The organism is Rhizobium sp. 2MFCol3.1 (assembly GCF_000377565.1).
Taxonomy (GTDB): Bacteria; Pseudomonadota; Alphaproteobacteria; order Rhizobiales; family Rhizobiaceae; genus Rhizobium.
Genome location: NZ_KB898361.1, coordinates 91,972 through 105,299 on the forward strand (window position 1 = coordinate 91,972; position 13,328 = coordinate 105,299).

Below are 13,328 nucleotides of genomic sequence, written 5' to 3' on the forward strand. Positions count from 1 at the left end.
CAAGCAAAGAGTGAAATAGTGTCAAGGTCAGCTTCTTCCGCTTCCCCGTCCCGCTCCAGCAATTTCCTGATCAAGGCAATCGTTGCGCTGTCCATGGCAGTCGGTTTGCTCGGTCTGGATACGGTCAATTCCGACGCGGAAGCTGCCAATTCGAAGTATGCCGGCATCGTCGTCGACGCCAATACCGGCAATGTCCTCTACAGCGAAAACGCCGATCGCTTGCAGTATCCGGCTTCGCTGACCAAGATGATGACGCTCTATCTGACGTTCGAAGCGCTTGAGCAGGGCCGCATCCGTCTCGATAGCGCTGTTCCCTTTTCCGCTCACGCATCCGGCCAGGCGCCGACCAAGCTCGGCGTTCGCCCAGGCGCCACGATTTCGGTCGAGCAGGCCATTCTCGGCCTCGTCACCCTTTCCGCCAACGACGCCTCTACCGCGCTTGGCGAACTGCTCGGCGGCTCGGAAGACCGTTTCGCGCAGATCATGACAGCGAAGGCACATGCGCTCGGCATGACGCGCACCACCTACCGCAATGCCAACGGCCTGCCGAACACCGCGCAGATGACAACGGCGCGCGACCAGGCCCGTCTCGGCATCGCGCTGCGCCAGCATTTCCCGCAGTATTACGGCTACTTCTCCACGCAGAGCTTCAAGTTCGGCAACCGCATCATCCGCAGCCATAACCGCCTGGTCGGTTCGGTACGCGGCGTTGACGGCATCAAGACCGGTTACACCCGCGCTGCAGGCTTCAATCTCGTGAGCTCGGTTCAGGTCGATGGCAAGTCCATCGTCGGCGTGGTTCTCGGCGGTGCCTCCACGCCTGCCCGCGACACCCAGATGCGCAGCCTGATTGCCTCCTACCTGCCGAAGGCTTCGACCCGTGGCGGCTCCGCGCTGGTTGCCCAGGCGCCGAAGATTTCGTCCGAAACCGTCATTCCGGTGACCGTTGCCAAGCAGGAAGTCGCTGAACTGCCGCCGACGCATCCGCTGCCGGTCAGCCGTACCGAGGTTGCCTCGGCGCAGGTCGCCTATGCCGGCACGTCGTCGTCCAAGTCCGACAATCCGCTTCTGCAGGAAATGCCGCAGCCGACGAAGGTAAAGACGCAGCCGATCAAGCAGGCCGCTGCCGCGCCGGTTCCCACGCCGACCACCGCCTACGTTCCGCCGGAACAGGGTGATACCTCGGTTGACAACGTCACGACCGCATCGACCAAGCAGGCGCAGCCGGAAGGTTGGGTCGTACAGATCGGCGTCTCAGCTAGCCGCGAAGCAGCAATGGACCTGCTCGACGGCGCCAAGAGCAAGGGCGGCAAGGCACTGCGTTCCGCCAAGCCTTTCGCCGTCGCTTATGCCGGCAGCTATCGCGCACGTTTCGGTGGCTTCGACGACCAGAAGCAAGCCGTCAACGCCTGCAACTCGCTGAAGCGTGCCGGCGTGAAGTGCTGGGCCTCCGCCCAGTGATGAAGACGACCGCCGCCTATGGTGTTCAGGCGGCGGCCCGGAATTCGGCCTTGATCGGTGTTCGCGACAGGGCCGGCCTTCCTAGACCTGATTTGTATTGCGTACGGGGATAATTATGGCGATCAACGAGAATGTTCCGGAATTTCCGGCCGAAGGTCGGTTGACTGGCAAGAATCCGCGCTCGGTCCTGCATCCGCTTCACGAAGCGGCGATGCGTCTTGCCGAGATTGGTATGCCGCGGCCGAAGGCGAAGACGGCCAAGACCAAGGACCTGATCAATCTGCTCTTGTCGCATGGCGCACGCGCCTGGCGCTATTCGCAGCCCGAAGCAAGTATCCATCTCCACGTTACCAACCCGGAAGGCCGGGCGCCGGTGACGATGCGGCTCCGCTGAGCCGAAACGAACGGTTTTTTCTCTGACGGGATGCGTTTCGTCAGAGAAGGCCGAGCTCGGAGAGCTCGCGGCGCAGGTCCGCGGGCATCTCGGCGACACCCTCGCCGAGCGTATCGAGATCGCGCGGGCGATCCTCTTCCGGATAATAACGCCAGCCCTGAAAGGCACGTTTCGGCTGTACCGCCGTTTCGATGACCTCGGGGCCGAGCACCAGATGGCAGCGGCCAATTCCCTCGCCATCGGTAAAGCTCTGGATATCGAGCAGCTTCTGCCGCGCCTGAACTTGGCCCTTGATCACCCAATACAGTGAGCCGCCGTCGAGCAGCTCTTCAACGCGCTTCGGGACCATTCGTGTCGTGTGGACGGAGTGTGGTTCCATGCCGGCCGCGATCGCCCTCAAGGAGCGTTCGGCCACCCATTCGCGCAAGTCGTCGATCGAGTCGGCGCCGACGCAGAGTTTGATAAGATGCAATGCCATACCGCCGTTCAAATCCTTTTGCGCGGCAGCGTCAAGCGGCTTGAACGCGCCGGCGGCCCATAGCCGCCGGTTTTCCAATCACAGTGTGATACGCCGTCCAGACCGCGATGGTCGGCCTGCCCTATCAACACTCCACGACGTTGACCGCAAGGCCGCCGGTCGAGGTTTCCTTGTACTTCTCGCTCATGTCGTAGCCGGTCTGGCGCATGGTCTCGATGCAGGCATCGAGCGGCACGAAGTGGCGGCCGTCGCCCTTGATCGCGAGCGACGCGGCGGTCACGGCCTTCACGGCGCCAAGCGCGTTGCGCTCGATGCAGGGAACCTGGACGAGACCGGCAACGGGATCGCAGCTCATGCCGAGATGGTGTTCCAGCGCGATTTCGGCCGCGTTCTCGATCTGCTCAGGCGTGCCGCCCATGACGGCAGCGAGACCGGCGGCCGCCATGGCAGCCGCCGAGCCGACCTCGCCCTGACAGCCGACCTCGGCGCCTGAGATCGAGGCGTTGTGCTTGATGATGCCGCCGACGGCTGCTGCCGTCAGTAGGTAGTCGCGGATGCCGTTCTGATCCCAATCATCGTGGAAGTGCTCGTAATAGCGGATCGTTGCCGGGATGACGCCGGCGGCGCCATTGGTCGGCGCGGTGACCACGCGGCCGCCCGCGGCATTCTCCTCGTTGACGGCCATGGCGTAGACGCTCAGCCAGTCGTTGGCGAGCAGCGGATTGATGCGGTTGCTGCGCCACTCTTCCTGGAGCTTGTCATGGATCGAGCGGGCGCGGCGGCGGACATTGAGGCCACCCGGCATGATGCCGTCGACCTTCAGGCCGCGCTCGATGCAGGAGCGCATCGCTTCCCAGATCCGGTCAAGGCCTTCGTCGAGCTCCTCGCGGCTGCGCTGGCTTTCCTCGTTGGCGCGCTTCATCTGCGCGATCGAGATGCCGGAGCGCGACGCCATGTCGAGCATCTGCTTGGCGGTGGAGAAGGGATACGGCACCTTGACGCCATCCGACGGCATCTTCTTCTTGGCGCGCATTGTCTCCAGCTCCGTATCGGTGACGACGAAGCCGCCGCCGACGGAATAGTAGATGCGGCGGACAAGCATCCGGCCGTCCTTGTCGAAGGCGGAGAAGGACATGCCGTTGGCGTGGCCCGGAAGCGGCTGCTTCTTGTCGAACACCAGGTCGGTCTTCGGCTGGAACTGGTAAGCAGGATGCCCAGGAGGCGTAATGCGGCCGGAGCGCTCGACCTTGTCGATGATGCCGTCCATCTGGTCGGGATCGACGCTGTCAGGCTGCTCGCCCATCAGGCCCAGAATGACGGCCCTGCCCGTCCCGTGGCCGATGCCGGTGTGGGCGAGCGAGCCATGCAGGCTGACCTTGATCGCCGCGACATTGGCACCCGAAGACGGGCGCGGCCATTCATCCGACAGAATCAGATCGAGAAAGCGGTTCGCCGCCGTCATCGGGCCCATCGTATGAGAGCTGGAAGGGCCGACGCCGATCTTGAATACGTCGAAAACAGAAAGGAACATGGGTGCGTCCTGTTGAGATTTTACTTAATCAAGCTACGCCAGCGCGGCTTGCGATCCGTTCGGTCCACCGACATAGCATTTCACGCGTGCGACATCATCCTGTGAAAGGTTCCAGTTCCGCCCGTTGTTGCGGTCAGCGCTTCTATCTATAGAGTGGGCGCGTGGAGAGGGACTGAATCAATATAATGATGACGACAGCAGATTACATCGCCCTGTGCTTCTTCGCGCTCATGTGGTTCGGTTACGCGCGACTGTTGCGCAGCGCAAGCCTCTTCGGCCGCACCAGTCTTACGCATGCAATGATCGAGCGGCGGCGCGAGTGGATCTACAATTCGCTGCGCCGCGACCTCAAGATGATCGATACGCAGATCATGGCCGGCCTGCAGAACGGCACGGCCTTCTTCGCCTCCACCTCGATCTTCGCGGTCGGCAGCTGCTTTGCGCTGCTCGGGGCGACGGAAAAGGTGGATGCCGTATTCGCTGATCTGCCGATGGTGCTGCACAGTGGGCATGCAGTGTTCGAGATGAAGGTCGGCGGACTGGCGGCTCTGTTCGGCTATGCCTTCTTCAAGTTCGGCTGGTCCTATCGCCTGTTCAACTACTGCACCATCCTGTTCGGCGGCATCCCGATGATGCGCGATAGCGAAAACGACGTGCTGGCTGCGGAGCGCGCGGCTGAGCGCGTCATCCGCATGAACATCATCGCCGCCGGTCATTTCAACGAAGGGCTCAGGGCGATCTTCCTGTCGATCGGCTATCTCGGCTGGTTCATCAACCCCTACGTCTTCATGGCGACGACCACGATTGTCATCGTCGTCCTCACGCGGCGGCAGTTCTTCTCGGAGGCGCGGCTTGCGATCATGGATCGCGAGCCGTCATCAAATCTCCACCTTTCTCCTATTCCCCGCAGCAATCCGTCAGCCGACGGAAGCGACTCATCTGGGGGATTGTGAATGACTGTTCCGGCGACGGAGACCGTAGCGGCACTAAGGCCACCGCGCATCGGCTTGCTCGACACGCTGCGCGGCGCGGCGCTGATCGCGATGGCGACCTATCACTTCACCTGGGACATGGAGTTCGTCGGCTACCTCACGCCGGGAACGGCCGAGACCGGCTGGCTGAAGCTTTATGCCCGCGCCATCGCTTCGACCTTCCTGTTCATCGTCGGTGTCAGCCTGGTGCTCGCCAATACGCCGGAGACGCGCTGGAATTCGTTCTGGAAGCGGTTCGGGATGATTGCCGCCGCTTCGGTGGCCATCTCCGTGGCGACCTATTTCTTCATGCCGGGAGAATGGATCTTCTTCGGTATCCTGCACTGCATTGCCGTGCTGAGCGTGGTCGGCGTGTTGCTGTTGCGGTTGCCCCTGCCCGCTATCGTCGCCGTCACCATCGTGGCGGTCGCCGGCTGGATTGCCGATACGTGGGTATCGCCGGGTATCCTGCGCTCGCCGTTCTTCGACCCGCGCTATTTGGCCTGGATCGGCTTCGCCGAGATGCCGCAGCGCTCCAACGACTATGTTCCGCTGTTTCCGTGGATGGTGCCGTTTCTGCTTGGCCTGACGAGTGCTGCGATCGCTTTGCGTACCAAACTGCCGGAAAAGCTCGCCGGTCTAGGTACTGGATCCAGCCTGCTTGCGCGGCTGGGCCGACACAGCCTCGCCTTCTACCTGATCCACCAGCCGGTTCTGATCTCGATTGCGTTTGCTTTGGCTTACATCGTGCCGCCGGCCAAGCCTGATCCCGTGCAGACCTACCTGCAGCAGTGCAACACGTCCTGCAGCCTGCAGGAAGGCGAAGCGCTGTGCCGTAGCTTCTGCCAGTGCACGCTCGATAAACTTCAGGAACAGAAGCTGTTCACGCCGTTTCAATCCGGCGAGGTCAAGGCCGATGATGGTCGCATCCTCAGCCTTGCCAGCGAGTGCAGCGCCGCGCCCCAATAAGGGGCGCGTTGGCTGATCAGGTGCCGACGCCGATCTCAGCGAGGCGGCCGAGGCAGGATTCTTCGATATTGTCGAGTTCGGCAAGCGTGTCGTCGATATCCTTGCGCTTCTGGCGCAGGTCTTCGCGCTTCTCGTCGACGCGCTTCATCAGAAGCTTCAACTGTCCGAGCTCGCCCGGCGGCTCCTTGTAGACCTGAATGATTTCGCGAATTTCGGCGATGGTGAAGCCGATCCGGCGACCGCGCAGAATTTCCTGGATCAGGCGCCGGTCGGTCGGGCGAAACAGCCGCGTACGGCCACGACGCTCCGGGTGAATGAGGCCTTCGTCTTCATAAAAGCGAAGTGTGCGCGTCGAAACTCCGAATTCGCGCGTCAACTCCGTGATACTGTAATATTTGCTAACCGGCATGGATCCCTCGATATTCAGGAACCCATAATATTGACTTTTACGTAATAGTCAATTTGTGCAACCCGGTTGCGAGTTGTCTATATGCCAAACCACCAGGTGGCGATCCCCAGAAAAGCGAAGAAGCCGGTGCAATCAGTGACCGTGGTCACGAAAACCGACGAGGCGATGGCGGGATCGGCGCCAACCTTATCGAGCAACAACGGCAAAAGAATGCCGGCGACGGCGGCTGCGAAGAGATTGATGATCATGGCCGAGCCGATGACGAAGCCGAGCTGATAGTCGTGAAACCAAGTGGCGGCGATGGTGCCCATGATCACCGAGAACATGGCGCCATTGGCAAGACCGACCGCCACTTCCCTTCGAATGACGCGGCCGGCATTGTAGATATCGAGATCGCCGGTCGCGAGCGCGCGCACGGTCACGGTCATGGTCTGCGTACCGGCATTGCCGCCCATGGAGGCGACGATCGGCATCAGCACGGCGAGCGCGATCATCTTCTCGATCGAGCCGTCGAACAGGCCGATGACGCTGGCTGACAGAAGTGCTGTGCCTAGATTGATCACCAGCCACAGAAAACGCGACTTCACCGTCGAGAAGACGTTGTCCGACAGCTCTTCATCGCCGACACCGCCGAGGCGTTTGATGTCCTCGTCGGCTTCTTCGTGGATGACGTCGACGACGTCGTCGATGGTGAGCACGCCGACCAGCCGGTCGTTTTCGTCGACGACGGCGGCGGAAAGAAGGTCGTATTGCTCGAAGAGCTGCGCCGCCTCTTCCTGGTCCATCTCGGCCGGGATCGGGTGGTTGGTCTCACGCATGATCGTTTCGATCTTGTTCTGCCGCTTGGTGCGCAGGATCTTGTCGAGATCGATGGCGCCGAGCAGCTTGAACGTCGGGTCGATGACGAAAATCTGCGAGAAGGAGTCCGGCAGGTTCTCCTCGTCGCGCATGTAGTCGATCGTCTGGCCGACCGTCCAGAATGGCGGCACGGCGACGAACTCCGTCTGCATGCGGCGGCCGGCGGAGCTCTCGGGATAATCGAGCGCCCGGCGCAGGCGAACGCGCTCGGTGAACGGGAGCTGCGCCAGGATCTCGTCGCGGTCTTCCTGGTCGAGATCTTCCAGAATGTAGACGGCGTCGTCCGAATCGAGCTCGCCGATCGCGGCCGCGATTTGCTCGTTCGGCATCTGGTCGACGATCTCGCGGCGGATCGCCTCGTCGACCTCGGTCAGCGCCGTCATGTCGAACTGGTCGCCGAGCAGGCGAACGAGCGCTAAGCGCTGATCGGGCTGGATCGATTCCAGCAGGTCGCCCAGCTCCGATTCGTGCAGGCGCGCGACGTGCTGTCTGAGGAAGATCGTATCGCGATCGGCGATTGCCGCGCCGACCAGCGCCAGGAAGTCGCTGCGGACGTTTCCGTTCTCGTCGTAGAGGTCGGCTTCGCTGTCCTCCGGACGCGTGCGGACGAGCTCTTCTGCGTCGTTCGTCATCTTTGCCGCCCTCGCATCTCTTTCGAAGTTTAGAACGCTTCGATACGCCGGAATTCAACCCGTGCTAGCCGAAAGACATGGGAACGTCCAGCGTTAAACCGTTCATACGGATGACAATTCGCCAGTCGGGAGATAGTTTCGGCGCATCTGAAATCAGGAGAGGTTTTCGTGACCGTCCGGCCTATTCTACTCTTCCCTCACCCCGGTCTCAAAACTCCTTGTGCGCCGGTGACAGTCTTCGACGACGCCCTGCGCACGCTTGTCGCCGACCTTCTCGACACGATGCGTACAGCCCCGGGCGTCGGCATCACCGCGGCGCATATCGGCGTGTTCGAGCGCGTGACCGTCATCGAGCTTAGCCGCGAGGATGGTGTGCGGGTTTACGTCAATCCCGAGATCATCAGTGCATCCGAGGAGACCAGCCGCAATACCGAGGGCAGCGTCTCGATGCCGGGGGCGACCGACGAGGTGATCCGGCCGAAGGCGATCCGGTTTCGCTATCAGGATGTCGATGGCAACACCCACGAGGCAGGTGCCGAAGGCTTCCTCGCCATCTGCATCCAGCACGAGATCGACCAGCTCGATGGGATTTTCTGGCTGCAGCGTCTGTCGAAGCTGAAGCGCGACCGGTTGGTGAAGAAGTGGGAAAAGGCTGGCGGCTGAACCGGCTGGATTACATCTCGACCGGCGCCGGCAGCGGCTTGCGTGCAGGCTCAGGGGCGGCGATCTGCGAGGCCAGTTCTTCCGGGGTCACGAGGCCACCCGAAATCAGAAGCTTCGCGGCGTCTTCCGGCGACATGTCGAGCAGCACGATCTTCTCGCGCGGCACGAAAATCAGGAAGCCCGCCGTCGGCACCGGGGTCGGCGGCAGGAAGACGCTGACCATGTCGTGGCCCATGGCGTTGAACTTCGAGGCGATCTCGCCCTTCGCATCGGTCGCGATAAAGACCATCGCCCAGAGGCCCTGGCTCGGATACTCGATCAGCCCGACCTTCTTGAAAGAGTTGCTGCGCTCCTTGAGCACCGTCTCGAATATCTGCTTGACGCTCTTGTAGATGACACGCACCAGCGGCACGCGGCGCACTAGAGACTCGCTGAACATCACGATCTGCTGACCGATCAGGTTCTTGCCGAGAAAGCCGATGACGGTGATGATGATCAGGCCGATCAGCAGGCCGGAGCCCGGAACGGCGAAATTCAAGTAGTTATCAGGGTCATAGCGCGCCGGAAGGTAGGGTTTCACCCAGCTATCGGCCCAGCGCACTACCGACCATGTCAGCCACAGCGTGATGGCGATCGGCGCGCAGATGATGATGCCCGCCAGAAAGTTGTTTCTGATGCGCGACGCGACCGACAATCGGGGCAGTTTTTCCGTCATCGTATGCCGACGAACTCCGTTGAGTTTAGCTGCGATCGGAAATCAGTGCCCCCGTGCTTTCCGTGCCAAAAACTGCCAGAATTCGCCGCGCCGCACAAGCCTCGGTCGGCCGGACTCACTCGACCGTGACCGACTTGGCGAGATTGCGCGGCTGATCCACATCGGTGCCCATGAAGACCGCCGTGTGATAGGCGAGAAGCTGGATCGGCAGCGAGAAGATCATCGGCGCGATGATCTCGTCGACATTGGGAAGAACGATCGTCGCCATGGTCGGCAGCTTGGAGTGGGCGACACCCGCTTCATCGGTGATGAAGATGATGCGGCCACCACGGGCAGCCACTTCCTGCATATTCGACACCGTCTTTTCGAAGAAGCGGTCGTAGGGCGCGATGACGATGACGGGCATGTTTTCGTCGATCAGCGCGATCGGGCCGTGCTTCAACTCGCCGGCCGCATAGCCTTCGGCGTGGATGTAGGAGATTTCCTTGAGCTTCAGCGCGCCTTCCATGGCGAGCGGGTAACTGGTGCCGCGGCCGAGATAGAGCACGTCCTTGCACTTCGACAGCTCGCGCGACAAGGTTTCCATCTGCGGCTGGATGGCATTGAGCACGCGGCTCATGATGCGTGGCATCTCGGCGAGATGGCGCACCAATTCCTTTTCCTGGTCAGGGCCGATCGTGCCCCTCGCTTTGCCGGCGCCCAATGCCAGCGATGCCAGAACGGCGAGCTGGCAGGTGAAGGCCTTGGTGGAGGCGACGCCGATTTCGGGGCCGGCCATGATCGGAAAGATCGCATCCGATTCACGGGCGATCGTCGATTCCTTGACATTGACGACGGCGCCGATCTTCAGGCCGTTGTCCTTGCAGTAGCGCAGCGAGGCCAGCGTATCGGCGGTCTCGCCCGACTGCGAGATGAAGAGTGCTGCTTGCGTCGGCGACAACGGCATTTCGCGGTAGCGGAACTCGGAAGCGACGTCGATCTCGACAGGCAGGCGCGCATAGCGCTCGAACCAGTATTTGCCGACCAGACCGGCCAGATAGGCGGTGCCGCAAGCGGAGATGGCGAGACCGGTCACCGACTTGAAATCGATCGCCGCCGCGTTGGCACTGATCGTGTTGCTGGCGAAATCCACATACTGGCTGAGCGCGTGGGAGATAACCTCCGGCTGCTCGTAGATTTCCTTTTCCATGAAGTGGCGATGATTGCCCTTGTCGACGACGTAAGCAGTCGTCTGCGAGATCTGGCGCGGACGCGAGACTTCGTTGCCGTCGAAATCGAGAATGGTCGCGCCGTCCTTGGTCAGGACAGCCCAGTCGCCGTCGACGAGATAGGTGATCTCGCTGGTAAAGGGCGACAGCGCGATGGCGTCGGAGCCCAGGAACATCTCGCCCTTGCCGTAGCCGACGGCGAGCGGCGGGCCGGAGCGCGCCGCCATGATCGTGTCGGGGTCCTTCTGCAGCATGACGGCCAGCGCGTAGGCGCCGGTGACGCGGTTCAGCATCTTCATCATCGCCGCGCGCGGCTCAAGGCCTTCACCGAGATACTTCGCAACCAGGTGCGCCACGACTTCGGTGTCTGTCTGCGTTTCGAAGACGGCGCCTTCGGCGGTCAGTTCGTCGCGCAGCTCGGAGAAGTTCTCGATGATGCCGTTGTGAACGACGGCGACGCCCTTGACGAAATGCGGGTGAGCGTTGGTTTCGTTGGGAACGCCATGCGTTGCCCAGCGGGTGTGGGCGATACCGGTCGTGCCGGGCAGCGGCTCGGCATCGAGGCGCTTTTCGAGATTGAAGAGTTTGCCTTCGGCGCGGCGGCGGTCCATGGCGCCATCGTGGATGGTGGCGACGCCGGCAGAATCATAACCGCGATATTCAAGCCGCTTCAGCGCATCGACGAGACGCACCGCTACAGGGCTGTTACCAACGATACCAACAATACCACACATAAAGAAATCCCCAGAGCCAGCAATCAATTGCAGGCAGTCGTAACAATTTTCGCTTTTTACTCAATCGGCCCGGCGGTCACTTTCGGTGACCGCGCGTTACGAAGACAATCAGCCTTTCGCCTTCTTGGCGGCCTTCTTCGCAAGTGCCAGTTCGCGCAGGATGGTGGCGCGGCCGGGCTTGATCTCCTGGCGCGCACGTCCGAAGGCCAGCGCATCAGCCGGCACGTCATTGGTGATGACGCTGCCTGAGGCGATGTAGGCGTTGTCGCCGATGCTTATGGGCGCAACCAGCGAGGAGTTCGATCCGACGAAAGCGTTTGCGCCGATGATCGTTTCGCTCTTGTTGACGCCATCATAGTTGCAGGTGATCGTGCCCGCGCCGATATTCGCGCCGGCGCCAATGCGCGCGTCGCCGATATAGGTCAGATGGTTGACCTTGGCGCCCTCGCCCACCTTGCCGTTCTTCACCTCGCAGAAATTGCCGACCTTCGATCCTTCGGCGAGATCAGCGCCCGGCCGCAGGCGCGCGAACGGGCCGACCGTTGCGCCGGCGCTGACGTGCGCGCCCTCGATATGCGAGAAGGCATGGATGATGGCGCCGCCGTCGATCACCACGCCGGGGCCGAAGACGACGTTCGGCTCGATCAGCGCATCCTGGCCGATGACGGTGTCGTAAGACAGGAAGACGGTTTCGGGAGCGATCATGGTGACGCCTGAGATCATCAACTCGTGGCGACGACGCTCCTGCCAGAGCCGCTCGATGACGGCGAGTTCGGCGCGGTTGTTGGCGCCGGTCATTTCGACCTCGGGGGCATCGACGGCGGTGACGCGGCCGCCCTGCGAGCGGGCGATCTCGACGAGATCGGTCAGATAATACTCGCCCTTGGCATTGTTGTTGCCGATCAGCGCCAGAAGCTCCAACGCCTTGCGGCCGTTGATGGCCATCAGACCGCTGTTGCACCAGGTGACGGCGCGCTCGGCGTCGGTCGCGTCCTTTTCCTCGCGGATGGCGATGAGCTCGCCGTCCTTGACCAGCAGACGGCCGTAGCCGGTCGGCTTGTCCGTGTGGAAGCCGATGACGACGATATCACTGCCATCAGCTAGCGCCTGGCGCGCGGCCTTGAGTGGCGCTGCCGTCTGAAGGGGAACATCGCCGTAGGTGACGATCACATCGTCATAACCGCGCGCAATGGCTTCACGCGCCGCAAGCACCGCATGGCCGGTGCCCAGGCGTTCCTTCTGGAGATAGGTCTCGATCTCGACACCGCCGACCGCAGCAGCCTTGGCGACCTCGTCAGCATCACGGCCGACCACGAGTGCGACTGCGCCGATATCCGTCCTGGCCACGGCTTCGACGACATGGGCGATCATCGGGCGGTTGGCCACCGGGTGGAGAACCTTCGACTTCGACGATTTCATTCGCGTGCTGTCACCCGCGGCGAGAATGACGGCAAGACAAGTGCGTTCCATGGTCTGCTCCCAAGAATCCGTTACAGGCGCGTTGCCGCCTCATAGCAGCAACTCGATAACGGAACAAAGATCAAAAAAGGATTAGGCCGATACCTTGGTCATTCCGGCATACGCGTCGTGGACGTGATCGCGGCCCTCGACGATGACCGCCTCCATCGCCGAACGGGCGGCCGGCACATCGCCTGCCGCTATCGCCTTGACGATGCGCATATGTGTCTCGGCGATGTTCGAGAAGCCGTTCTGCGACGGCGGCGTGCTGATGCGGAACATGCCGACGAGTGCAGCCTCGATCAGGCTTCCGAGCGTGTGCATGAAAGGATTGTGCGCGGCGTCAGCGACGGCAAGGTGGAACTCGAGATCGGCCATCGCGAGGCTCTCGGTCGTATGATCGGGTGCCGCCATCTCCTTGGCGAGATCGGTCAAAAGCGCGATCTCCTCAGGCGTTGCCCGCTCGGCCGCCAGACCAGCCGCGAAGGGTTCGACGGCCAGTCGGATATCGTAAAGCTGCAGCAGGAACTCCTCGGTCACGTCGTCGTCGAAGTGCCAGGCGATCACCTCGCTGTCGAACATGTTCCACTGGCTCTTTTCGGTGACCCGGGTGCCGACGCGCGCCTTGGCGACGATCATGCCCTTGGCGGCCAGCGTCTTCATTGTTTCGCGAAGAACCGTGCGGGACACCTTGAAGCGCTGCGCGAGCTCGATGTCGCCAGGAAGGATGCTCCCGACAGGATAGGTGCCGGCCACGATGGCGCGGCCGAGTTCGTCCACCACCTGTGCGTGGCTGGTGCGAGATCGCCGTTGTGTCTTCCCGGTGTCCAGAATTCGATTGCGCAAG

At 62.0% G+C, this 13,328-nt stretch carries 13 protein-coding genes; 5 read left to right on the plus strand and 8 right to left on the minus strand.

Annotated features, from left to right (window positions below):
• Window positions 1-18: 18 nt before the first annotated feature.
• Together D460_RS0117760 and D460_RS0117765 are read left to right on the plus strand one after the other, a co-directional pair.
• Window positions 19-1,461 (plus strand): serine hydrolase, encoded by a 1,443-nt coding sequence (locus D460_RS0117760; RefSeq protein WP_026283271.1) that lies wholly within the window; start codon window positions 19-21, stop codon window positions 1,459-1,461.
• A gap of 115 nt (window positions 1,462-1,576) precedes the next feature.
• A complete protein-coding gene (locus tag D460_RS0117765; protein WP_018899925.1) occupies window positions 1,577-1,855 on the plus strand; it encodes a hypothetical protein in 279 nt (92 codons plus the stop codon).
• A 40-nt stretch (window positions 1,856-1,895) separates the two neighbouring features.
• Here D460_RS0117765 and D460_RS0117770 read toward each other — a convergent pair whose 3' ends face one another.
• Together D460_RS0117770 and D460_RS0117775 are read right to left on the minus strand one after the other, a co-directional pair.
• Window positions 1,896-2,333, minus strand: coding sequence for a DUF1489 family protein (locus D460_RS0117770; RefSeq protein WP_026283272.1), 438 nt, complete (start codon window positions 2,331-2,333; stop codon window positions 1,896-1,898).
• 124 nt (window positions 2,334-2,457) lie between these two features.
• Window positions 2,458-3,864: an L-serine ammonia-lyase gene (locus D460_RS0117775; RefSeq protein ID WP_018899927.1), complete on the minus strand. Its 1,407-nt coding sequence runs from the start codon at window positions 3,862-3,864 to the stop codon at window positions 2,458-2,460.
• A 188-nt stretch (window positions 3,865-4,052) separates the two neighbouring features.
• On the opposite strand from D460_RS0117775, the gene D460_RS0117780 reads away from it, so the two are divergent.
• Entirely contained in the window at window positions 4,053-4,817 is a 765-nt protein-coding gene (locus D460_RS0117780) for a DUF599 family protein (protein ID WP_026283273.1), read from the plus strand.
• Window positions 4,818-5,804 carry a DUF1624 domain-containing protein gene (locus tag D460_RS0117785; RefSeq protein ID WP_018899929.1) on the plus strand — a complete coding sequence of 329 codons (987 nt, stop codon included), beginning with the start codon at window positions 4,818-4,820 and terminating at the stop codon, window positions 5,802-5,804.
• A gap of 16 nt (window positions 5,805-5,820) precedes the next feature.
• Here the strand turns inward: D460_RS0117785 and D460_RS0117790 are convergent, their stop codons facing one another.
• Window positions 5,821-6,213 (minus strand): MerR family DNA-binding transcriptional regulator, encoded by a 393-nt coding sequence (locus D460_RS0117790; RefSeq protein ID WP_018899930.1) that lies wholly within the window; start codon window positions 6,211-6,213, stop codon window positions 5,821-5,823.
• A 77-nt stretch (window positions 6,214-6,290) separates the two neighbouring features.
• Window positions 6,291-7,703, minus strand: coding sequence for a magnesium transporter (gene mgtE / locus D460_RS0117795; protein WP_018899931.1), 1,413 nt, complete (start codon window positions 7,701-7,703; stop codon window positions 6,291-6,293).
• A 168-nt stretch (window positions 7,704-7,871) separates the two neighbouring features.
• Here mgtE and D460_RS0117800 point away from each other — a divergent pair, with 168 nt between their 5' ends.
• Window positions 7,872-8,366, plus strand: a complete 495-nt coding sequence (locus tag D460_RS0117800; protein WP_026283274.1) for a peptide deformylase — start codon at window positions 7,872-7,874, stop codon at window positions 8,364-8,366.
• A gap of 10 nt (window positions 8,367-8,376) precedes the next feature.
• On the opposite strand, the gene D460_RS0117805 is transcribed toward D460_RS0117800, so the two are convergent.
• From D460_RS0117805 to D460_RS0117820, 4 genes are all read right to left on the minus strand, one after another.
• Window positions 8,377-9,081, minus strand: a complete 705-nt coding sequence (locus D460_RS0117805; protein WP_026283275.1) for a DUF502 domain-containing protein — start codon at window positions 9,079-9,081, stop codon at window positions 8,377-8,379.
• Between the two features lie 115 nt (window positions 9,082-9,196).
• Window positions 9,197-11,023 carry a glutamine--fructose-6-phosphate transaminase (isomerizing) gene (gene glmS, locus D460_RS0117810; RefSeq protein WP_018899934.1) on the minus strand — a complete coding sequence of 609 codons (1,827 nt, stop codon included), beginning with the start codon at window positions 11,021-11,023 and terminating at the stop codon, window positions 9,197-9,199.
• 108 nt (window positions 11,024-11,131) lie between these two features.
• Window positions 11,132-12,493 carry a bifunctional UDP-N-acetylglucosamine diphosphorylase/glucosamine-1-phosphate N-acetyltransferase GlmU gene (gene glmU / locus D460_RS0117815; protein ID WP_018899935.1) on the minus strand — a complete coding sequence of 454 codons (1,362 nt, stop codon included), beginning with the start codon at window positions 12,491-12,493 and terminating at the stop codon, window positions 11,132-11,134.
• Between the two features lie 81 nt (window positions 12,494-12,574).
• On the minus strand, window positions 12,575-13,327 hold the full coding sequence (locus D460_RS0117820) for a FadR/GntR family transcriptional regulator (protein WP_026283276.1): 753 nt from the start codon (window positions 13,325-13,327) through the stop codon (window positions 12,575-12,577).
• Between the last annotated feature and the right edge of the window lies 1 nt (window position 13,328).

Excerpts from the sequence above, each read along its gene's own strand:
- D460_RS0117765 (WP_018899925.1), top strand. The coding sequence starts at position 1,577 with ATGGCGATCAACGAGAATGTTCCGGAATTTCCGGCCGAAGGTCGGTTG.
- D460_RS0117770 (WP_026283272.1), bottom strand. The coding sequence starts at position 2,333 with ATGGCATTGCATCTTATCAAACTCTGCGTCGGCGCCGACTCGATCGAC.
- D460_RS0117775 (WP_018899927.1), bottom strand. The coding sequence starts at position 3,864 with ATGTTCCTTTCTGTTTTCGACGTATTCAAGATCGGCGTCGGCCCTTCC.
- D460_RS0117780 (WP_026283273.1), top strand. The coding sequence starts at position 4,053 with ATGACGACAGCAGATTACATCGCCCTGTGCTTCTTCGCGCTCATGTGG.
- D460_RS0117785 (WP_018899929.1), top strand. The coding sequence starts at position 4,818 with ATGACTGTTCCGGCGACGGAGACCGTAGCGGCACTAAGGCCACCGCGC.
- D460_RS0117790 (WP_018899930.1), bottom strand. The coding sequence starts at position 6,213 with ATGCCGGTTAGCAAATATTACAGTATCACGGAGTTGACGCGCGAATTC.
- mgtE (WP_018899931.1), bottom strand. The coding sequence starts at position 7,703 with ATGACGAACGACGCAGAAGAGCTCGTCCGCACGCGTCCGGAGGACAGC.
- D460_RS0117805 (WP_026283275.1), bottom strand. The coding sequence starts at position 9,081 with ATGACGGAAAAACTGCCCCGATTGTCGGTCGCGTCGCGCATCAGAAAC.
- glmS (WP_018899934.1), bottom strand. The coding sequence starts at position 11,023 with ATGTGTGGTATTGTTGGTATCGTTGGTAACAGCCCTGTAGCGGTGCGT.
- glmU (WP_018899935.1), bottom strand. The coding sequence starts at position 12,493 with ATGGAACGCACTTGTCTTGCCGTCATTCTCGCCGCGGGTGACAGCACG.